Source organism: Pantoea sp. SORGH_AS_0659 (assembly GCF_031453915.1).
In the GTDB taxonomy this organism is placed as follows: domain Bacteria; phylum Pseudomonadota; class Gammaproteobacteria; order Enterobacterales; family Enterobacteriaceae; genus Pantoea; species Pantoea leporis.
This window is the reverse complement of sequence record NZ_JAVJAK010000001.1, coordinates 2,847,043-2,867,697: the sequence shown is the minus strand read 5'-3', so window position 1 is coordinate 2,867,697 and position 20,655 is coordinate 2,847,043. Positions and strand designations below refer to the sequence as shown.

Genomic DNA, 20,655 nt, shown 5'->3' with positions numbered 1-20,655 from the left:
ACGAGCTGATTCAGAAAAGGAGAACACCATGAAATTTTCTACAACGCCCACGCTGGAAGGACACAGCATCAGTGAATATTGCGGCGTGGTCGCCGGTGAAGCGATTCTCGGCGCCAATATTTTCCGCGATTTCTTCGCCGGTATCCGCGATATCGTCGGTGGCCGCTCTGGCGCCTACGAAAAAGAGTTACGCAAAGCGCGCCAGATCGCCTTTAAAGAGCTGGAAGAGCAGGCGAAAGCGCTCGGCGCCAACGCGGTGGTGGGCATCGATATCGACTACGAAACTGTCGGCAAAGAGGGCAGCATGTTGATGGTGAGCGTCACCGGCACCGCCGTGATTATTCGCTAATGCGCGTGGTTGTCCTGCTGGCGATGGCGCTGTTACTCAGCGCTTGTCAGTCATCGATTGAAGCGCGCCACGGTTACTGGGTGGATACCGCGCATCCGGCGCAGGGCGCGCGGCCGCGTATTAAGGTGGTGGTGATTCATTACACCGCTGAGGATTTCTCCAATTCGCTGGCGACGCTGACCGATCGGGAAGTTAGCGCGCACTACCTGATTCCGCAGAATCCGCCGCATAAAAACGGCAAGGGCGTGGTGTGGCAATTGGTGCCGGAAAGCCAACTCGCGTGGCACGCAGGCCCGAGTTTCTGGCGCGGCGCAACGCGTATTAATGACACTTCGATTGGTATTGAAATCGTCAACAGTGGTTATCGTCGAACCTTAACGGGTTTGCAGTGGCAGCCCTTTACGCCGCAGCAGATCAGCGCGCTGATGGCGCTGGTCAAAGATATCACTCAGCGCTACGGCATCGCGGCGGAAAATGTGGTCGGGCACAGCGATATCGCGCCGCAGCGTAAGCAGGATCCCGGTCCGCTGTTTCCCTGGCAGCAGCTGGCAGAGCACGGTTTAGGCGCTTGGCCCGAGCAGGCAACGGTGCAGCGCTATCTTAACGGACGCGCGGCGGATGAAGGCGTGGATCAGGCAGAACTGCTGGATGCGCTGCAGCGCTATGGCTACGACGTGGCGGCGGCGACCACGCCGCAGATGCAGCGCAAGCTGATTGCGGCGTTTCAAATGCATTTCCGCCCGCGTGATTATCGCGGCATCGCCGATGCAGAAACCCTGGCGATCGCCCGCGCGTTATTAGCGAAGTACGGCGCGGCGCAGTGATACGCGGCATTGGTTGCCATAAATGGCGACCGTTTGTTTACTGCTGCAGGAATGCCTGCCAGTGCGCCACCAACCGTTGCAGATCCTGACGGCTGACATCCAGATGCGTGACAATACGCGTTACGGGCCCAACGCTGATTAGCACATCGCCCGACTGCATCCAGCTTTTCAGCGCGTCAACTTTCTCTGATGGCACCTTCACAAACAGCATGTTGGTGTGCTGATTGAGCACTTCAACACCGATGGCGCTGAGCTGCTCGCCTAACCATGCCGCATTATCATGATCCTCTTTGAGACGCGCGACATTGTGCTTCAACGCATACAGCCCCGCCGCGGCCAGAATGCCCGACTGGCGCATGCCGCCGCCGGTCATTTTGCGCCAGCGACGCGCTTGCTCAATGTAGGCTTCATCGCCACACAGCAGCGAACCAATCGGCGTGCCGAGGCCTTTTGACAGGCAGATGGTTAAGGTGTCGCAGTAACGCGCAATCGCTTCCAGCTCCACATTCTGTGCCACCACGGCGTTAAAAATACGTGCGCCATCAATGTGCAGCGCCAGCTTGTGCTCGCGGGTGAAGATCCACGCTTGCTCCAGATAGCTCAGCGGCAGCACTTTACCGTGATGGGTGTTTTCCAGGCTCAACAGACGGGTGCGGGCGAAGTGGAAATCGTCGGGTTTGATGGCGGCGGCCACTTCCGCCAGCGGCAGGGAACCATCTTCCGCATGCAGAATTGGCTGTGGCTGAATGCTGCCAAGCACCGCTGCGCCGCCGGCTTCATATTTGTAGTTGTGCGCCTGCTGACCCACGATATATTCATCGCCGCGCTGGCAGTGACACAGCAGCGCTACCAGATTAGCTTGCGTGCCGGTGGGGAAGAACAGAGCGGCGGCTTTGCCGCTCAAGCGTGCGGCTTCAACTTCCAGTGCGTATACGGTGGGGTCATCGCGGTAGACATCATCGCCGGTTTCGGCTGCCATCATGGCATCGAGCATGGCAGCACTTGGGCGGGTTACGGTATCACTGCGTAGATCGATCACGTCGCTCTCCTGAAATAAAAAAGCGGGCGAAGTGCCCGCGTTATCATCATGTCTGGCCTGAATTGTTTTACCTCAGCCAGTTGGTTTTCGCCAGCTCCACGATCTCATCACCGCGTCCATTCAGAATGGCACGCATCATGTAGAGGCTGAAACCTTTGGCCTGCTCGGCTTTAATCTGCGGCGGCATCGACAACTCTTCTTTGGCGGTAATCACGTCAAGCAACACCGGGCCATCGTGCGCAAAGGCTTCCTGCAGCGCGCCGTTAAGATCGGAGGCTTTCTCGACGCGAATGCCTTTGATGCCGCAGGCGGCGGCGATGGCGGCGAAATCAGGGTTTTCGAGGTCGGTGCCGTCGGTCAGATAGCCACCGGCTTTCATCTCCATCGCCACAAAGCCCAGCACGCTGTTATTGAAGATCACCAGTTTCACCGGCAGCTTGAGCTGCGCCACCGAAATGAAATCGCCCATCAACATGCTAAAACCGCCGTCGCCACACAGCGCCACCACCTGACGCTGCTTGTCCAGCGACTGCGCGCCCAACGCCTGCGGCATGGCGTTGGCCATCGAACCGTGATTGAACGAGCCGATCAAACGACGTTTGCCGTTCATCTTCAGATAGCGCGCTGCCCACACGGTTGGCGTGCCGACGTCGCAGGTAAAGATGGCGTCGTCATCGGCGTATTCGCTGATTTGCTGGGCCAGATATTGCGGGTGAATCGCCAGCTTATCGTTAGCGGTGGCCAGTTCGTCCAGCCCTTTGCGCGCATCGACATAATGCTCCAGCGCTTTGTCCAAATGCTGACGATCGGTTTTGCTGGTGAGCTGCGGCTGCAGCGCATGCAAGGTGGTTTTGATGTCACCCACCAGCGCCATATCCACATGGCTGTGTGAGCCAAGGCTGCCCGGATTGATGTCGATCTGAATGATTTTGGCATCGGCCGGATAGAAGGCGCGGTAGGGGAATTGCGTCCCCAGCAGCACTAAGGTATCGGCATTCATCATGGCGTGGAAACCAGAGGAGAAGCCAATCAATCCGGTCATGCCGACATCGTAAGGGTTATCATATTCGATGTGCTCTTTACCGCGCATCGCGTGCACAATCGGCGCTTTTAGCGTTTCTGCCAGCTTCACCACTTCGTCATGCGCGCCAGCGCAACCGCTGCCGCACAGCAGGGTGATATTTTTCGCTGCATTCAACGTTTCAGCTAAGGCGGCCACTTCGCGGGCGGTTGGCACCACGTGCGGCAACTGCGGCGGATACCATTCGCTGCGTGCGCTTTCCGGGGCCGGCTGCAATGCCACGTCGCCGGGGATCACAATCACTGATACGCCACGATTGAGAATCGCTTTACGCATCGCAATGCCTAGCACCTGCGGCAGCTGCTCCGGATTGGAAACCAGCTCGCAATAGTGGCTGCATTCGCGGAATAATCCTTGCGGGTGGGTTTCCTGAAAATAGCCGCTGCCAATTTCGCTGGAAGGAATGTGGGCGGCGATGGCCAAAACCGGAACGTGATTGCGGTGGCAATCAAACAAGCCGTTGATGAGATGCAGGTTGCCCGGTCCACAGGAACCGGCGCATACCGCCAATTCACCGCTGATTTGTGCTTCAGCGCCGGCCGCGAAGGCTGCCACTTCTTCATGGCGCGTCGGCATCCATTCGATGGTGCCCATGCGATTCAGGCTGTCGCTCAGCCCGTTGAGAGAGTCACCGGTGACGCCCCAAATGCGTTTCACGCCGGCGTTTTCCAAAGTTTTTGCCAGCATTGCCGCCACAGTTTGCTTCATCGTTATGCTCCTTTCTGGTGTTGAGCCATCCATGCCGATGGCGAAAACGTGTCAGTCAGAAAGCGTAGACGATGAAGCTGGCGTGCAGGCGTGAAAAAATGCGTTATGCCGAGAACAGGGCGATAAGGATTGGCGCCAGCAAACTCATAATAAAACCGTGCACAATCGCAGCGGGCACGATCTCCATGCCGCCGGTGCGTTGCAGGATTGGCAGCGTGAAATCCATCGAGGTTGCGCCGCTCAAGCCCAGCGTCATGCTGCGTTGACGGGTTATCAGCAGCGGGATCAGCATAATGGTGATCAGCTCACGCAGCAGGTCGTTGAAGAAGGCGGCGCTGCCTATCACCGGGCCGAACGATTCGCTCATCAGAATGCCGGAGAGCGAATACCAGCCGAAACCGCTGGCTAACGCCAGGCCGGTTTTGATCGGCAGATCCAGCAGCAGCGCGGCCATTACGCCGCCCACCAGCGCGCTGCACAGCGATACCAGCGCCACCAGCATGCCGCGGCGGTTGATGGTGATTTGACGCAGCGTCATGCCGCTGCTGCGCAGCTGAATACCGACCAGCAGTAGCATCAGCATCAAGGCGTATTCACTGATGGTCGAGGCGTTACGCAGCGGCGCCCATTGACTCAAACCGAGCAGAAAGCCCGCCAGCACCGAACCGCACAGCTTGAGCGACTCCAGCGCCATATGCAGACGCGACGGCAGCGCTTGTGGCTTGTGCTGATGACGCCAAGGCCAGCGTCGCTCCAGCAGCCACAGCGCCAGTAGCGAGCAGGCAAGAATGCTCAGCATGCTCACCAGCGCGATGTGGAAAATGGCCAGCAAATTGCTGCTCAGGTTATCGAGGAATGCCAGGCTGGTGCCCATAAAGAACAGAATGATGTAGACCAGCGCGCTCAGCGTGCGGGCAACCGCCTGTAAAAGCGTGGTGTGGCGCAGCGGCAGCAGATAGCCGAAAATCAGCGGCAAAAGGATGATAATCAATCCGTACATGTGAGGTTTCTATCCATGATTTGCGGGCTGCCACGCTAGCGAAAAACGGTTGAAGTGTAAACCTTTTCCCCTGGCGCTGACTTGACCAACGCAGCGTGGCGGACCATGCTCAGGCAAAGTAGCAGATGGAATGTATGATGATTCTGGAACATATCGATATTCACGGTTTTCGCGGTATTAATCGGCTGTCATTGCCGTTGACCAACACCAATGTATTGATTGGGGAAAATGCCTGGGGTAAATCGAGCCTGCTCGATGCATTGACGCTGTTGCTGGCGCCCGCCGCCGAGCCTTATCAGTTTACCGAACACGACTTTCACTTCCCGCCCGGCGACATTGATGCCCGCATGCGCCAGTTGCAGCTGGTATTTCGTTTTCGTGCCCAGAGCGATGATGAGAATGCGTTGTTTCAGCCTTTCTGGCAGCACGATGAGCATGGCCGCTATATCCGTTTCAGCACGCGTGCTAAACGTCAGGATCAGGGTGTAAAAACCAGCTGGCGTTTCATCGATCAGCATAACGATGTGTTGCCTACAGCAGGCACCGACGCAGCGTTGGCACATCTGCGCGCTTATTATCCGGTATTGCGTTTACGCGATGCGCGTTTTGGCCGTCGTAACCGCCATGCTGATAACGATGCGGAGCGGCGTGCGACGACGCTGACGGCATTGGCGCAGGAAGTGGAAAAGCTGACGCGCGATTTGGTGGTGCGCCCGCAAACGCTGAGTGACGATCTGCTGCGTCAGGGATTGCATACTATGCAGCAGCTGCTGGAACACTATTTTCTGGTGCAGCAGTCAGGCAGCAGCGCGCCGCGCGTGGCACCGGAAGTTCGCGATGGCAGCGAAGGCTGGCGATCGCTGGATAAACTTAATCACCTGATTGCCGGCACCGAATCACGCAGTCGTCAGGTGATTCTGCTGCGCATGTTCTCGCTGTTGATTCAGGCGCACGGCAACGAGCCGCTGCCGGCGGGTGCGCATCCGCTGCTGCTGGTGGAAGATCCGGAGACGCGGCTGCATCCCATTATGCTGTCGGTGGCGTGGAATTTACTGGAACTGATGCCGCTACAGAAAATCGCCACCACCAACTCGGGTGAACTGCTGTCGCAGGTGCCACTGGAAAATATGTGTCGGCTGGTGCGTGAACCCGCGCGGGTGGCGGCATGGCGCATTGGGCCAGAAGGTTTAAGCGCTGAAGAGAGTCGCCGTATCGGTTTCCACATCCGCGTGAATCGTCCTTCGGCGCTGTTTGCCCGCTGCTGGCTGCTGGTGGAAGGCGAGACCGAAGTGTGGATTATCAATGAACTGGCGCGGCAGCGTGGCTATCACTTCGCGGCGGAAGGAGTGAAAGTCATTGAGTTTGCGCAATCGGGCTTGAAACCGCTGCTGAAGTTCGCCCAACGCATGGGCATCGCCTGGCATGTGCTGACCGACGGCGACCAGGCGGGCAGCAAATATGCGGCGACTGCCCGCAGCCAGCTACCGTCGGCGTCACGGGAAAGCGATCATCTCACGCAGTTTCCGGCACCGGATATTGAACATTTTCTCTATAAGCAGGGTTTCAGCGATGTTTATTACCAGACGGCGCACCTGCCGTTAAACGCGCCGATGAACACGCGGCGTATTATTAGTAAAGCTATTCAGCACAGCTCGAAACCTGAGCTGGCGATTGCCGTCGCGATGGCTGCGGCTGAACGCGGGCCACAGGCGATTCCGCCGTTGCTGGATCAGCTGTTTGCGCGCGTGATGTGGTTGGCTCGCGGCCGGGCGGATTGAGGAAAGGGTGAGATGCGCCAAATAAAAATGCCAGCGTCTGCGGCTGGCATTTTTTTTCGGGAGTGGTCAGAATACGTGAAACAGCATGCGCGTTAAGCGACCGCGGCTTGCGTGGCTTCACAGGGCACGATCAGGCTGGCATGATTGCCTTTTGGTCCTTCATGGACATCAAACTGAACCTGCTGGCCAGCTTTCAGCGTTCTGTATCCCTCCATCTGAATCGTGGAGTAGTGTGCGAAGATATCGTCGCCGCCGCTAATCGGACAGATAAACCCGAAGCCTTTGGCGTTATTGAACCATTTTACTGTACCCGTCTCCATGCTTTTACTTCCCTCGCAAGACATTTTGATAAGTAGGTGAGGTCATCGAAGCTGTGAGTCGAGTTTGTTTAAAACTCAATCAGCTTGTGTTAGTAGAATGTAGAGAAACGGACCTTACCGTCAAGCAAACGGCCCTGGCGGACGGGGATAAATTCATCAAAATTTGAGGCAGTTAACGCTATTGCAAATTTTGTGATACAGGTCGCGCATGTGCTTTTAGGGCCAGTTTTTATCAACTGAAAACCGGCTTGACAGGCATGTTAAACTTTAGGAATGGGCGCAGAGATGTGCACAACCGTAACGCAGAATTTCGACGGAACATTATGGCAAACACAAACGACTGGCTTAATTTTGAACATCTAGCCGAAGATAAAGTACGCGAAGGGTTAAAGCCGCCTTCAATGTATAAAGTCATTCTGAATAATGACGATTATACACCTATGGAATTTGTTATTGACGTTCTGCAAAAGTTCTTTTCTTATGATATTGAACGTGCAACGCAGCTGATGTTGAAAGTTCACTACCATGGAAAAGCAATCTGTGGTGTATTCACTGCAGAAGTGGCGGAGACCAAAGTAGCCCAGGTGAACAATTACGCACGAGATAATGAACATCCGTTGCTGTGTACGCTAGAAAAAGCCTGAAGCCATCTCCATATAGGAGATAGGTTGTCAGAGCGATAATTGGGGGAGGTGCCAAATGCTCAATCAAGAACTGGAACTCAGTTTAAACATGGCTTTCGCCAGAGCGCGCGAGCACCGTCATGAGTTTATGACCGTCGAGCATCTGTTGCTGGCATTGCTCAGTAACCCGTCGGCCAGAGAGGCACTGGAAGCCTGTTCGGTGGATATCGTGGCTCTGCGTCAGGAACTCGAAGCCTTCATCGAACAAACCACGCCGGTGCTGCCTGCCAGTGAAGAGGAGCGCGATACCCAACCTACGCTCAGCTTCCAGCGTGTGCTGCAGCGCGCGGTATTCCACGTCCAGTCCTCCGGTCGCAGTGAAGTCGCAGGCGCGAACGTGCTGGTCGCGATTTTCAGCGAGCAGGAGTCGCAAGCGGCTTATCTGCTGCGCAAACACGAAGTGAGCCGTCTCGATGTGGTGAACTTCATCTCCCATGGTACGCGTAAAGACGAACCCGGCCAGCCGCAGAACAATGCGGAGAATCCGGTTAACGAAGAGCAAGCAGGCGGGGAGGATCGTATGGAAAACTTCACCACCAATCTTAATCAGCTTGCTCGTGTCGGCGGAATCGATCCGCTGATCGGCCGCGATAAAGAGCTGGAACGTACTGTTCAGGTGTTATGCCGTCGTCGTAAGAATAACCCGCTGCTGGTGGGGGAATCGGGCGTGGGTAAAACCGCGATTGCCGAAGGGCTTGCCTGGCGCATTGTGCAGGGCGACGTACCGGAAGTGATGAAAGAGTGCACCATCTATTCACTCGACATCGGTTCGCTGCTGGCGGGTACCAAATACCGTGGTGATTTTGAAAAACGCTTCAAAGCGCTGCTGAAACAGCTGGAGCAGGACAGTAACAGCATCCTGTTTATTGATGAAATTCATACCATTATCGGTGCCGGTGCGGCATCGGGTGGCCAGGTGGATGCGGCGAACCTGATTAAACCGTTGCTCTCCAGCGGCAAAATTCGCGTGATGGGTTCAACGACCTATCAGGAATTCAGCAACATTTTTGAGAAGGATCGTGCGCTGGCGCGTCGTTTCCAGAAGATCGATATCACCGAGCCTTCTGTGGAAGAGACCGTGCAAATTCTTAACGGCTTGAAACCGAAGTACGAAGCGCACCATGACGTGCGTTATACCGCCAAAGCGGTGCGTGCGGCAGTGGAGCTGGCGGTGAAGTACATCAACGATCGTCATCTGCCGGATAAAGCGATTGACGTGATTGACGAAGCCGGTGCGCGTGCGCGTCTGGTGCCCGTCAGCAAGCGTAAGAAAACCGTTAACGTTTCGGATATTGAAACGGTGGTGGCACGTATTGCGCGTATTCCTGAGCAGAGCGTGTCACAAACCGATCGTGATACGCTGAAAAATCTCGGCGATCGCCTGAAAATGTTGGTGTTTGGTCAGGATAATGCGATTGAAGCACTGACTGAAGCGATCAAAATGAGCCGTGCAGGTTTGGGCCAGGATCGTAAACCGGTCGGTTCCTTCCTTTTTGCGGGCCCAACCGGTGTCGGTAAAACAGAGGTTACCGTCCAGCTGGCAAAAGCGCTGGGTATCGAGCTGCTGCGTTTTGATATGTCCGAGTATATGGAACGTCACACCGTCAGCCGTTTGATTGGTGCGCCTCCGGGCTACGTTGGCTTCGATCAGGGTGGTTTGCTGACTGATGCGGTGATTAAACATCCACACGCTGTGGTACTGCTGGATGAGATCGAGAAAGCGCACCCGGATGTCTTCAATTTGCTGCTGCAGGTAATGGACAACGGTATGCTGACCGATAACAACGGCCGTAAAGCAGATTTCCGCAATGTGGTGCTGGTGATGACCACCAACGCCGGTGTGCGTGAGACTGAACGTAAGTCGATTGGCCTGATTCATCAGGACAACAGCACAGACGCAATGGAAGAGATCAAAAAGATCTTTACCCCAGAGTTCCGCAACCGTCTCGACAACATTATCTGGTTCCGTCACCTGTCTCAGGAAGTGATTCATCAGGTAGTGGATAAGTTTATCGTCGAGTTGCAGGCTCAGCTGGATGCGAAGGGCGTATCGCTGGAAGTGAGCGATGATGCGCGCGATTGGCTGGCTGATAAAGGCTACGATAAAGCGATGGGTGCGCGTCCGATGGCACGTGCCGTACAGGAAAATCTGAAGAAACCGTTGGCGAATGAACTGCTGTTTGGTTCGCTGGTTGATGGTGGATCGGTATCAGTAGCGCTGGATAAAGATAAAAACCAGCTTACTTACCACTTCCTGAGTGCGGAAAAACGTAAAACCGAAGGTACAGTACACTAAGCGTTTTGCAGATATGAAAAAGGCCGGATGCGAATCCGGCCTTTTTTTTGCGCTAAGTTTGTGCAATCAGCGCGAGATAGAAATATCTACTTAGCGACTACGGAAGACAATGCGGCCTTTGCTCAGGTCGTACGGGGTCAACTCGACAGTCACTTTGTCGCCCGTCAGGATGCGGATATAGTTTTTGCGCATTTTACCGGAGATATGAGCGGTAACCACGTGCCCGTTTTCAAGCTCTACGCGGAACATGGTGTTCGGTAACGTATCCAGTACGGTACCTTGCATTTCAATATTGTCTTCTTTGGCCATCGAATCCTCTGGGTGTACTACCAAACTGTTGAACCGGCAAGATAATGCCGAATTCCATGATTTATGTAAAGAACCGTTGATGATTTTGCCAACGCTTCGCCGTGCGTCGCGCCGTTGCGCGTGCAGTACGGATAAATTAGGGTGTTTTTTGACGTCTGCGGGGGATTAGCGGGCTAAGAATCTGTAGCAATCGGCATCAGTTGCACAATCAAAACAGCTTCGGGAAATGTGTGAGATTCCCAACCTGGCAATTCCGGCTCGCCACAGCGAAGCGCGGACGACATACCAAACTCGCTTATTGTATCACTTTTGTCGGGAATTGTGTGCAAAACATCGGTGACCGATGTCAAAAAAGGGTTTGTGTGTGCCAGCAACTCTCGGAAACCGGTTGCCACGCCAGCGTTTGCACGTACTGCAGATAATCAACGCGAGGAATTTCCACCGCACCGAGGGAAGCGGTATGCGGATTCAGCACCTGACAATCAATCAGCCGGCCCTGATGCGCCTGAAAATGTTGTGCGAATACCCAGAGCGCGGTTTTCGAGGCATTTTCCTGACGGCTGAACATCGATTCACCGCAAAAAATTTGCCCCAGCGCCAGGCCATACATCCCGCCGACCAGTTGCTGCTCGCACCAGACTTCAATCGAATGTGCATGGCCCAGTTCGTACAACCGCAACCACGCACGTTTCACTTCGAAAGTGATCCATGTCCCTTCCTGACGGCCGCTGGCGCAGCCTTCCAGCACCTGCGGAAACGCATGATTCATGGTGACGCGATACGGTGAGCGCTTATGGAAGCGCGCCATACTGCGGCTGAGATGGAAAGATTCTGGCAGCATGACCGCGCGGGGATCCGGCGACCACCAGAGAATCGGATCGCCAGGAGAAAACCACGGAAAAATGCCTCGCTGATAAGCATTCATCAGGCGGGCAGGGGAGAGATCGCCGCCCATCGCCAATAATCCATTGGGCTCGCGCAGCGCCATTTCCGGTGGTGGGAAATTTAATGAATCTCGTGAAAGCTGTATCAGTCTCATTGCATCAATCACACTCAGGGCTGTTGGCTAAGACTATAGCGTAAAGCGCTGATGGAAACGCCAGTAGCGGCCTGCTTTTGAGATTAATTCGGCGTGCGAACCGGATTCGATAATTTGTCCCTGATCCATAACGCAAATGCGGTCCATGGCGTCTAAACCACTTAAGCGATGCGTTACCATAATCAGCGTTTTGCCGCGGGTGACGTGTTGCAATAACGCCAGAATTTGCTGCTCGGTGCTGGCATCCAAACCTTCGGTAGGTTCATCCAGCAGCCACAAATCGCCATCATGCAGCAGGGCTCGTGCTATCGCCAGACGACGCAGTTCGCCGCCGGACAACGGTCGACCGCCGTCGCCCATCCACGCATTCAATCCTTCGCTGTGTTCGGCGAGATGGGCCAGACCCACCTTGTTCAACGTATCAACCAGTTGCTCATCGCTGGCATCGGGTTTTGCCAGCAGGAGATTGTCGCGCAGCGTTTGGCTGAACAGATGCACGCGCTGTGTTACCACGCTAATTCGGCTACGCAACGAAGCTTCATCCCAGGTGGTGAGATCGCTATCGTTGAGGCTAATTGAACCTTGCTGCGCTTCCCAACCGCGGGTAATCAGCGCCAGCAGACTGGATTTGCCGCAGCCGGTTGGACCGAGCAGCGCCAAATGCTCACCTGCATTTAACGATAGGGAAAAATGCTGCAACACCGGTTCGGGGCGCTGCGGATAGCTGAAGCGGATGTTTTCCATTTTCAGGCTGATACCTGATGGGCTAATGATTTTTGCGCTGGGAAAACGGATCGCGGCGGGCTGTTCAATGATTTCCTGTACCCGCTTAGCGGCGCTGGTCACCTGCGACAGCGGCAGAAACGCTCCGGCAACCGGGGCCAGCGCTTCAAACGCCGCCAGTCCGCAGAACACAAACAGCGCGATCAATGCGCCCGGCGAACTGTTTCCACCCACGCCATTCGCGGAAATCCATAGCAACAGCGTAACCGTCGCGCCGCTGATGACCAGCAACAGACTTTGCGCCAGCGCCTGCAGGCAATGTTGTCTGCGTTGCGCCTGTTGCCACTTCTGTTCATCGCTATCAAGTTGGTCGCGCCACTGTTGTGCTGCACCATAAATTTTCAGCTCAGACAGGCCAGTAATCCAGTGCGTCAACTGCATGCGCCAGTTGGCCTGATGCTGGGCGATTTGGTGTCCGGCTGAGGTGCCAAGCCGCCAAAACAGCGGCGGCATGAGCAACAGCGTCAAAAGCATCATACCGCCGAGCAGCAAAGCTAACGGTACATCCAGCAGCGCCAAACCGCAGGTGACCACCACAATTACCACCGCTGCACCGATTAACGGCGAGATCACACGCAGGTAAAGATGATCGAGTGTATCCACGTCGCTGACAAAACGGTTGAGCAATTCGCCATGACGAAAACGAGCCAGCTGTTCCGGCGATAGGGCGATGACTTTGCTGAAGGTGAATACGCGCAAATGTTGCAGCACGCGGAAGGTGGCATCGTGGCTCACGAGGCGCTCAAAATAACGTGCAGCCGTGCGCGTGATCGCCGCGCCTCGCACGCCGGCAGCGGGCAACATATAGTTGAACGTATAAAGTCCCGCTACGCCCGCCAGCGAAGAGGCGGCAAGGAACCAGCCGGATAAAGTCAGCAATCCGATACTGGCAAGCAAAGTGATAATGGCGAGAATGATGCCAAGTCCCAAACGCCATGGATGACGGCTAAACAGACGCAGGAAAGGCAACAAATTATTCATTATGCGATCTCCTTCTGACGATGCTGCGCCATTTCACGCAAAGGTCCATCTTGTTCAATCAGCTGCTGCCAGGGACCTTGTTGCACCAGTTGCCCGGCCTGCATCACCCACACTTCATCCCAGCTAGGGAGCTCGTTGAGTTGATGCGTGATCATCAGCGTGGTCTGCTGGGTGGCCGCCTGCTGCAGTGCGCGGATAACATGTTGCTCACTTTGGCTATCCAGCCCAGAACCGGGCTCATCAAGCAATAGCAGTTGTGCCGGTTTAAGCAGCGCACGCGCCACGGCAATACGCTGCGCCTGACCGACGGAAAGCCCCACGCCGCCATCGCCTAAAAGAGTATCTAATCCGTTTGGCAGACGATCTAAAAACTCGTCAACGCCCGCGCGCTGCAGAACCGACATGAGCGTCGCGTCATCAATGGGGCTATTAAGCAGCAGGTTTTCGCGTAGCGTTTGCGCGGGTAAATGCGGATTTTGGCCAACCCAGGCAATATATTGTTGCCAGCTATCGCGGTTGATATCACGCAGCTCCTGCCCATTAACCTGCAGTGAACCTTGATAAGGCAGGAAACCCAGCAAGACGTTCATCAGCGCGGTTTTGCCTGCACCGCTTTGTCCTACCAGCGCTACACGTTTACCAGTATCGAGAGTGAAATTGAGCGATTGAGAGAGCGCTTCACCGCCAGCAGTCATGACCACCAAATTCAGAGCCTGAATATGCAGCGGTGTAGTGAGAGAAAGCTCGCGAGAAGCATGCTCTTCGTGTGGATCGGGACTTTCGCGTAGAAACTGGTCCAGCGCATCAGCTCCGCCAATCGCTTGCGCTTTGGCGTGATAAAAGGTGCCTAAGTCGCGCAACGGCTGGAAAAATTCAGGCGCCAGAATAAGTGCCAGGAAACCAGCAAACAGCGTTACGCCGGTGCTGTAATGACCAAAATTCAGTTCGCCGAGATAAGAAAAACCGAAATAGACCGCGACGACAGCAATCGCCAGTGAGGCAAAAAATTCCAGCACGGCAGATGAGAGAAACGCCAGGCGTAATACTTCCATGGTACGTTGCCGAAAATCGGTGGTGCTGGCGGCAATTGCTTCTTGCTCTGCCGCAGCGCGATAGAACAGGCGCAGCGTTTCACGTCCACGCAGACGATCGTAAAAATCACCACTTAGCCGGGCGAGAGCAACAAAGTTGCGGCGATTGGCATCTGCAGCGCCCATGCCAACCATCGCCATAAATAGGGGAATCAGTGGCGCGGTGACCAGCAGAATCAATCCCGCCGCCCAGTTAATTGGAAAAATGGCGATCAATATGGCTAACGGAATAAAGAGTGCCAGCGACATCTGAGGCAGATACCGCGCGTAGTATTCCTGCATCTCTTCGATTTGTTCGAGCAGCAGCGTAGCCCAACTGCCTGCTGGCTTACCTTGAATCCAGGCGGGACCGAGCACATTGAGTCGATCCAGAACCTGCTGACGCAGCGCACGGCGAATGGCAACGCCGGCGCGATGTCCTGCCATTTCGCGGGCGTAATGCAATCCGGCGCGCAAAACAAAGCACAGCAGCAGCAACAGAAAATCGGTGAGCAGTGATGCGCGCGGTTGCTGTGCGACAAGCAGATTTTGCAGCAGCGAAGCCAGTAACCAGGCTTGGGCGATAATGACCAATGCGCCAGCAAAACCCAGCAGCGAAGCCGCACGTAAGTTGCGCGCACCGTGATGACGTTGCTGACGGAGCCAGCGGAGAAGTTCTTGTTGCCGTGATTTGTTCATGCGATGCCGTTTGGTAACTCAAAAGAGATGTGAATCCCGGATGAAAACCCAGCAATATCGGGCGCGTGAACTGTAGCACGCAGGTAACAAAAAAGGCGACCAAAACTGGCCGCCTTTTAGCGATTATGATCAGGTTATTAACAACTTACTTATCGTTTTTAACCAGTCCATCGAGGAAGCGTTCCGCATCCAACGCCGCCATACAGCCGGTACCGGCAGAGGTAATGGCCTGACGATAAATATGATCCATCACATCGCCGGCAGCGAACACGCCTGGGATGCTGGTTTGCGTGGCGTTGCCGTGCAAACCAGACTGCACTTTGATGTAGCCATTCTCCAAATCCAGCTGACCATTAAAAATTGCGGTATTTGGACTGTGGCCGATGGCGACAAACAAACCAGCGACGTCCAGTGATTCAGCCGCTTCACCTTTGGTAGACAGCAGTTTCAAGCCCGTCACGCCCATTTGATCGCCAACCACTTCATCCAGCGTGCGGTCGGTGTGCAGCACGATGTTGCCATTGCGCACTTTTTCCATCAGACGGTCAATAAGGATTTTCTCAGCGCGGAAACTGTCGCGACGGTGAATCAGATGCACTTCTGCAGCAATATTAGCCAGATAAAGCGCTTCTTCAACGGCAGTGTTACCGCCACCAATGACGGCAACTTTCTGATTGCGGTAGAAGAAGCCGTCGCAGGTCGCACAAGCAGAGACGCCTTTGCCTTTGAACGCTTCTTCTGATGGCAATCCGAGATAACGTGCCGATGCGCCAGTGGCGATGATCAACGCATCAGCAGTGTATTCACCGCTGTCGCCGACCAGACGGAACGGACGGTTCTGCAAATTGACGGTATGAATGTGGTCAAAAATGATCTCGGTGTTGAATTTTTCAGCATGCTCCTGCATGCGCTCCATCAACGCTGGGCCAGTCAGATCGTTTGCATCGCCTGGCCAGTTCTCCACTTCGGTGGTGGTGGTGAGCTGACCTCCTTTCTCCAGTCCGGTAATTAACACCGGATTCAGGTTAGCGCGCGCTGCATATACCGCAGCAGTATAACCGGCAGGGCCGGAGCCCAGAATGAGCAGCTTACTGTGTTTGGCCGTACTCATGCGTTCCTCAATTTTTTTCTGACAACATAGTTTTTGATTGTAGGGAAATTAACGCCGCAAAAAAAGGCTCCAGCAATTTTGTTAACAATCACTGCGAGCGGCGTAGACGATGAGTGCAAGTTTTGCACGCGCGTTGCGCCAAAAGGGGGCAATGCTCGGCAATTAGTGGTGCAGCAGCATAAAAATTCTCATTTAAAAACAGCAACCCAGAACTCTATCTGGCATCTTGTACTGAATTTGGATGTTTTACTTTGACAATCGCCTGCGCTTTTGCGAAAACATTGGGAGAAGCAGAGAATATTTAGCGATTCAAAACAGAATTTCATTTCTGTTTTGGGCTTTTTAGCCGAATAAACTCAGCCTGACATTGGTAGTGACGCATGATGTGGACAGACAACATGCGTCATACGGATGGACGCGTTACTGCACAGGCTTATGGTCTTCACTTCAGTAAGGCCCTGAACAATGAGCGTTTTCAGGGTGTGGCAGGTTAAGGGAAGGAATTAAGAGAGACAATAATAATGGTAGACAATAAGAAACGCCCCGGAAAAGATTTAGATCGTATCGACAGAAATATTCTGAATGAACTGCAGAAAGACGGTCGAATTTCTAATGTCGAGCTTTCCAAACGTGTTGGATTATCGCCAACTCCATGTCTTGAGCGCGTGCGCCGCCTCGAGCGTCAAGGCTTCATTCTGGGCTACACCGCGCAGCTCAACCCGCATTATCTTGATGCTTCACTGCTGGTTTTCGTTGAGATTACTCTGAATCGTGGTGCGCCAGATGTGTTTGAACAATTTAACGCCGCCGTGCAAAAACTTGAGGAAACTCAAGAATGTCACCTCGTTTCCGGTGATTTTGACTACCTGCTGAAAACCCGCGTACCGGATATGTCCGCTTATCGTAAATTGCTGGGTGAGACCTTGCTGCGTCTGCCGGGCGTAAACGACACCCGAACTTACGTGGTGATGGAAGAGGTCAAACAGAGCAATCGTCTGGTGATCAAAACCCGGTAGTGCAGGGCAGGTGCAAAGCTTGCAGGATTTCGGTACACTCCTGTGAATTCATACAGGACCAACGTCGGGCATGCCCGACGTTGTTGCCTTCTTAATTTACAGGCACCTGGAGAGTTCTCTTGAGCCAGGAATATACAGAAGATAAAGATGTTTCGTTACAACCGCTGAGCAGTGGACGTCGTCTGCTGGAAGCGTTGCTCATTCTTGTGGCCTTGTTCGCCATCTATTTGATAGTGTCGCTGGTTAGTTTTAACCCGTCAGATCCAAGCTGGTCACAAACCGCATGGCACGAACCTATCCATAATCTGGGTGGTAGCGTCGGCGCATGGCTGGCCGATACGCTATTGTTCATCTTTGGCGTGATGGCCTACGCCATTCCTCCCGTCATTATTGGTCTGTGTTGGATCACCTTCCGCCAACGCGATCGTCAGGATTACATCGACTACTTTGCCGTTGGTTTACGCCTGATTGGCGTTCTGGCCTTGGTGGTAACGACCTGTGGTCTGGCGGCGCTCAACGTAGATGACATCTGGTATTTTGCTTCCGGCGGCGTAATCGGCAGCCTGGTCAGCAATGCGATGGCGCCGTGGTTCAGTTCGGCTGGCGGCACCTTGACGCTGCTGTGCGTCTGGGCTGCCGGCATCACGCTTTACACCGGATGGTCATGGCTGACGATTGCCGAGAAGATCGGCGGCGTGGTGATGGGTGTTCTGACCTTTGCCAGCAACCGTTCACGACATGACGAACCCTGGCAGGAAGAAGAATACGACGACGAAGAGCTTGCTGATGAGGTGTCGCCTCCGATGCATGCTGCACAGTCCGTTAATGACGACGATGATGTCTTGTTAGCTAAACCGCGCAAGGTGAGCGAACCGGTTGCTGCGGAGTTGGGCGACGATCCGCTGCTGGCGAAGGCGAGTGCGGCAACTGCCGCTGCAATTGCGGTTACTACGCAAGCTGCACAGCAAACTCCAGCTGCACAGCAAACTCCAGCTGCTATGCAGCCTGCTCCAGCCGCATCTGCTGAACCCGACGCAATGCCACGCGTTGCCGAAGCCACGGCTCAGTCGATTCCGGCTCCTCAGCCTGTTGCTGCAGCACAACAACCAATCGCGCAGCCTTCTGCTCCGCTCTATCGTTTCGAGATGCCAGGTGAAGCAGCACCTTCACCGTTTTCGCCGGCTGATGACGATGAGGGCCCGAGCATGGGCAACTGGCAGGATGCCGCTTCATCTTCTGCACCTTTAAACAGTCTCGCCGCCGCTTCACTTGCCGCTGGAGCAGTCAAAGCAGCGACATCACCTGCTGCTTATTCACCTGCCTTCGATATTGTACCTGAGCGTGATTACAACCCGCAGGTGAAGCAGGGCATTGGTCCAGAGTTGCCGCGTCCAAACAAAGTTAAGTTGCCAACACGACGTGAGTTAGCTTCGTACGGCATTAAGTTGCCCTCGCAGCGCATGGCGGAAGAACAGGCTAAAGATGCTGAGCAGCAACAGCCGGAAGTCACTGCGTCTTACAGCGTTCCTCCACAGGAAGAGGATGTTGAGCTGCAAGAGGCGCAGTTGCGTGAAGCCTTCGCGTCGCAGCAGCAGAATCGTTACGGTGAAAGCTGGCAGGAAGCGTCTGAGCCTGATGATGAGGATGCATTGCAGCAGGCTCAACTTGCACGTCAGTTCGCTGATCAGCAGCAGCAACGCTATACCGAACCTGAAGTGAAGGAAGCACCGGTATTTAATCTGGATACATCGTCTGCCTTTGATTTTTCACCAATGAAAGATTTGGTCGACGATAGCCCGAGCGAGCCACTGTTCACTATTTCTGCATCGCCAGAGTCAGAAGAGCCCGCGCCGTGGCAACAACCCGCTGCGCCGGAGCCATCGCCATTGCCGTCGTTGAGTGCTGAATCCAGCCCATGGTCGTCGCCGGAACAGGAAGCTTATTCTGCGCCGCCTGCACCAGTGAAACCTGCTGCGCCTGTGCAGGACAGCTTGTTCCATCCGTTCCTGGTTCGCCATGAACAGCCGCTGGAAAAACCTTCTACGCCGCTGCCCACGCTGGATCTGCTCACGTCACCACCGGCAGAAGAAGAGCCGGTGGATATGTTTGCGCTGGAGCAAACCGCGCGGCTGGTTGAAGCACGCCTGGCTGATTATCGAGTAAAGGCGGAGGTTGTAGGTATTTCACCTGGTCCGGTCATTACCCGCTTCGAGCTCGATTTAGCGCCAGGCGTTAAAGCTTCCCGTATTTCTAACTTGTCGCGTGATCTGGCGCGTTCTCTGTCTGCGGTTGCCGTGCGCGTGGTGGAAGTGATTCCAGGCAAGCCTTACGTCGGGCTTGAACTGCCAAATAAACATCGTCAAACCGTTTATCTGCGCGAAGTACTGGATTGCCCTAAATTCCGTGAAAACCCGTCACCGCTTGCAGTGGTGTTGGGTAAAGACATTGCTGGCCAGCCGGTGGTGGCTGATTTGGCGAAAATGCCGCACTTGCTGGTTGCCGGTACCACCGGTTCCGGTAAATCTGTGGGCGTTAACACCATGATCATCAGCATGCTGTATAAAGCCACGCCGGAAGAAGTGCGCTTTATCATGATCGACCCGAAAATGCTCGAGCTGTCAGTCTACGAAGGCATCCCTCATTTGCTGACCGAAGTGGTTACCGACATGAAAGATGCGGCCAACGCGCTGCGCTGGAGTGTTGGTGAAATGGAGCGTCGCTATAAACTGATGTCTGCGCTGGGCGTGCGTAATCTTGCCGGCTATAACGAGAAGATTGAGCAGGCTGCCGCGATGGGTCGACCGATTCCGGATCCGTTCTGGAAACCGGGCGATAGCATGGACACCACACCGCCCGTGCTGGAAAAACTGCCTTATATCGTGGTGCTGGTCGATGAATTTGCCGATCTGATGATGGCGGTCGGTAAGAAAGTCGAAGAGTTGATTGCTCGTCTGGCACAGAAAGCGCGAGCGGCGGGTATTCACCTGGTGCTGGCGACACAGCGTCCGTCGGTTGATGTGATTACCGGCCTAATCAAAGCCAACATCCCGACGCGTATCGCCTTCACCGTTTCCAGCAAGATCGACTCACGTACCATCCTCGATCAGGGCGGTGCAGAATCGCTGCTGGGGATGGGTGACATGCTGTACATGCCGCCAAACTCCTCAATGCCTGTACGTGTGCACGGTGCATTCGTGCGCGATCAGGAAGTGCATGCGGTGGTTCAGGACTGGAAAGCACGCGGTCGCCCGCAATACATCGAAAGTATTACTGCTGGTGAAGAGAGCGAGAGTGCAGCTGGCGGAATGATGGGCGATGAAGAGCTGGATCCGCTGTTTGACCAGGCGGTCTCTTTCGTGGTGGAAAAACGTCGTGCCTCCATTTCTGGGGTTCAGCGCCAGTTCCGTATCGGTTATAACCGTGCCGCACGTATCATCGAGCAGATGGAAGCGCAGGGCATCGTTTCTGAACCGGGACATAACGGCAACCGCGAAGTGCTTTCGCCGCCGCCACACGAGATGTAATTTATCGCGTGCAGTTGTCTGCTTATGGGCCAGTTAACACTGGCC

The 20,655-nt window shown here is 54.7% G+C and carries 16 protein-coding genes; 7 read left to right on the top strand and 9 right to left on the bottom strand.

The genetic code is table 11. From position 1 onward, the window contains the following. Window positions 1–28: 28 nt before the first annotated feature. The gene (locus Q3H59_RS13530; protein ID WP_007887640.1) at window positions 29–349 is read left to right on the top strand and encodes a heavy metal-binding domain-containing protein; all 321 of its coding nucleotides are present in this window, start codon (window positions 29–31) and stop codon (window positions 347–349) included. Beyond that, entirely contained in the window at window positions 349–1,173 is an 825-nt protein-coding gene (locus tag Q3H59_RS13525; RefSeq protein WP_309835331.1) for an N-acetylmuramoyl-L-alanine amidase, read from the top strand. The genes Q3H59_RS13530 and Q3H59_RS13525 overlap by 1 nt, the downstream gene beginning before the upstream one ends. 37 nt (window positions 1,174–1,210) lie before the next feature. Here Q3H59_RS13525 and ltaE read toward each other — a convergent pair whose 3' ends face one another. The 3 genes from ltaE to Q3H59_RS13510 all read right to left on the bottom strand — a co-directional run bounded on the left by ltaE (window position 1,211) and on the right by Q3H59_RS13510 (window position 5,001). Then, a complete protein-coding gene (ltaE, locus tag Q3H59_RS13520) occupies window positions 1,211–2,212 on the bottom strand; it encodes a low-specificity L-threonine aldolase (RefSeq protein ID WP_309835329.1) in 1,002 nt (333 codons plus the stop codon). A 67-nt stretch (window positions 2,213–2,279) separates the two neighbouring features. After that, the gene (gene poxB / locus Q3H59_RS13515; RefSeq protein WP_309835327.1) at window positions 2,280–4,001 is read right to left on the bottom strand and encodes a ubiquinone-dependent pyruvate dehydrogenase; all 1,722 of its coding nucleotides are present in this window, start codon (window positions 3,999–4,001) and stop codon (window positions 2,280–2,282) included. Window positions 4,002–4,104: 103 nt separating this feature from the next. Beyond that, window positions 4,105–5,001: a lysine exporter LysO family protein gene (locus Q3H59_RS13510; RefSeq protein WP_217547094.1), complete on the bottom strand. Its 897-nt coding sequence runs from the start codon at window positions 4,999–5,001 to the stop codon at window positions 4,105–4,107. A gap of 137 nt (window positions 5,002–5,138) precedes the next feature. On the opposite strand from Q3H59_RS13510, the gene Q3H59_RS13505 reads away from it, so the two are divergent. Then, window positions 5,139–6,779, top strand: coding sequence for an ATP-dependent endonuclease (locus tag Q3H59_RS13505; RefSeq protein ID WP_309836707.1), 1,641 nt, complete (start codon window positions 5,139–5,141; stop codon window positions 6,777–6,779). A gap of 92 nt (window positions 6,780–6,871) precedes the next feature. Here the strand turns inward: Q3H59_RS13505 and cspD are convergent, their stop codons facing one another. Beyond that, on the bottom strand, window positions 6,872–7,099 hold the full coding sequence (gene cspD, locus Q3H59_RS13500; RefSeq protein WP_007887624.1) for a cold shock-like protein CspD: 228 nt from the start codon (window positions 7,097–7,099) through the stop codon (window positions 6,872–6,874). A gap of 323 nt (window positions 7,100–7,422) precedes the next feature. Between cspD and clpS the strand changes: the two genes are divergently transcribed. Next, the gene (gene clpS / locus Q3H59_RS13495; protein WP_007887621.1) at window positions 7,423–7,743 is read left to right on the top strand and encodes an ATP-dependent Clp protease adapter ClpS; all 321 of its coding nucleotides are present in this window, start codon (window positions 7,423–7,425) and stop codon (window positions 7,741–7,743) included. Between the two features lie 55 nt (window positions 7,744–7,798). Next, window positions 7,799–10,078, top strand: coding sequence for an ATP-dependent Clp protease ATP-binding subunit ClpA (gene clpA, locus Q3H59_RS13490; protein WP_064740732.1), 2,280 nt, complete (start codon window positions 7,799–7,801; stop codon window positions 10,076–10,078). A 90-nt stretch (window positions 10,079–10,168) separates the two neighbouring features. Here the strand turns inward: clpA and infA are convergent, their stop codons facing one another. From infA to trxB, 5 genes are all read right to left on the bottom strand, one after another. Beyond that, window positions 10,169–10,387, bottom strand: coding sequence for a translation initiation factor IF-1 (gene infA / locus Q3H59_RS13485; protein ID WP_002211347.1), 219 nt, complete (start codon window positions 10,385–10,387; stop codon window positions 10,169–10,171). Window positions 10,388–10,733: 346 nt separating this feature from the next. Further along, window positions 10,734–11,426 (bottom strand): leucyl/phenylalanyl-tRNA--protein transferase, encoded by a 693-nt coding sequence (gene aat, locus Q3H59_RS13480; RefSeq protein ID WP_222181727.1) that lies wholly within the window; start codon window positions 11,424–11,426, stop codon window positions 10,734–10,736. A gap of 33 nt (window positions 11,427–11,459) precedes the next feature. Beyond that, window positions 11,460–13,190 (bottom strand): heme ABC transporter ATP-binding protein/permease CydC, encoded by a 1,731-nt coding sequence (locus tag Q3H59_RS13475; RefSeq protein ID WP_309835322.1) that lies wholly within the window; start codon window positions 13,188–13,190, stop codon window positions 11,460–11,462. Beyond that, window positions 13,190–14,959 carry a heme ABC transporter permease/ATP-binding protein CydD gene (locus Q3H59_RS13470; protein WP_217547090.1) on the bottom strand — a complete coding sequence of 590 codons (1,770 nt, stop codon included), beginning with the start codon at window positions 14,957–14,959 and terminating at the stop codon, window positions 13,190–13,192. Before Q3H59_RS13470 ends, Q3H59_RS13475 begins: the two co-directional genes overlap by 1 nt. Window positions 14,960–15,104: 145 nt before the next feature. Next, the gene (gene trxB / locus Q3H59_RS13465; protein ID WP_309835319.1) at window positions 15,105–16,070 is read right to left on the bottom strand and encodes a thioredoxin-disulfide reductase; all 966 of its coding nucleotides are present in this window, start codon (window positions 16,068–16,070) and stop codon (window positions 15,105–15,107) included. A 521-nt stretch (window positions 16,071–16,591) separates the two neighbouring features. Between trxB and lrp the strand changes: the two genes are divergently transcribed. Both lrp and Q3H59_RS13455 read left to right on the top strand, forming a co-directional pair. Then, window positions 16,592–17,086 carry a leucine-responsive transcriptional regulator Lrp gene (gene lrp / locus Q3H59_RS13460; protein ID WP_006118610.1) on the top strand — a complete coding sequence of 165 codons (495 nt, stop codon included), beginning with the start codon at window positions 16,592–16,594 and terminating at the stop codon, window positions 17,084–17,086. 119 nt (window positions 17,087–17,205) lie between these two features. After that, the gene (locus Q3H59_RS13455; protein ID WP_309835317.1) at window positions 17,206–20,610 is read left to right on the top strand and encodes a DNA translocase FtsK 4TM domain-containing protein; all 3,405 of its coding nucleotides are present in this window, start codon (window positions 17,206–17,208) and stop codon (window positions 20,608–20,610) included. Window positions 20,611–20,655 lie beyond the last annotated feature (45 nt).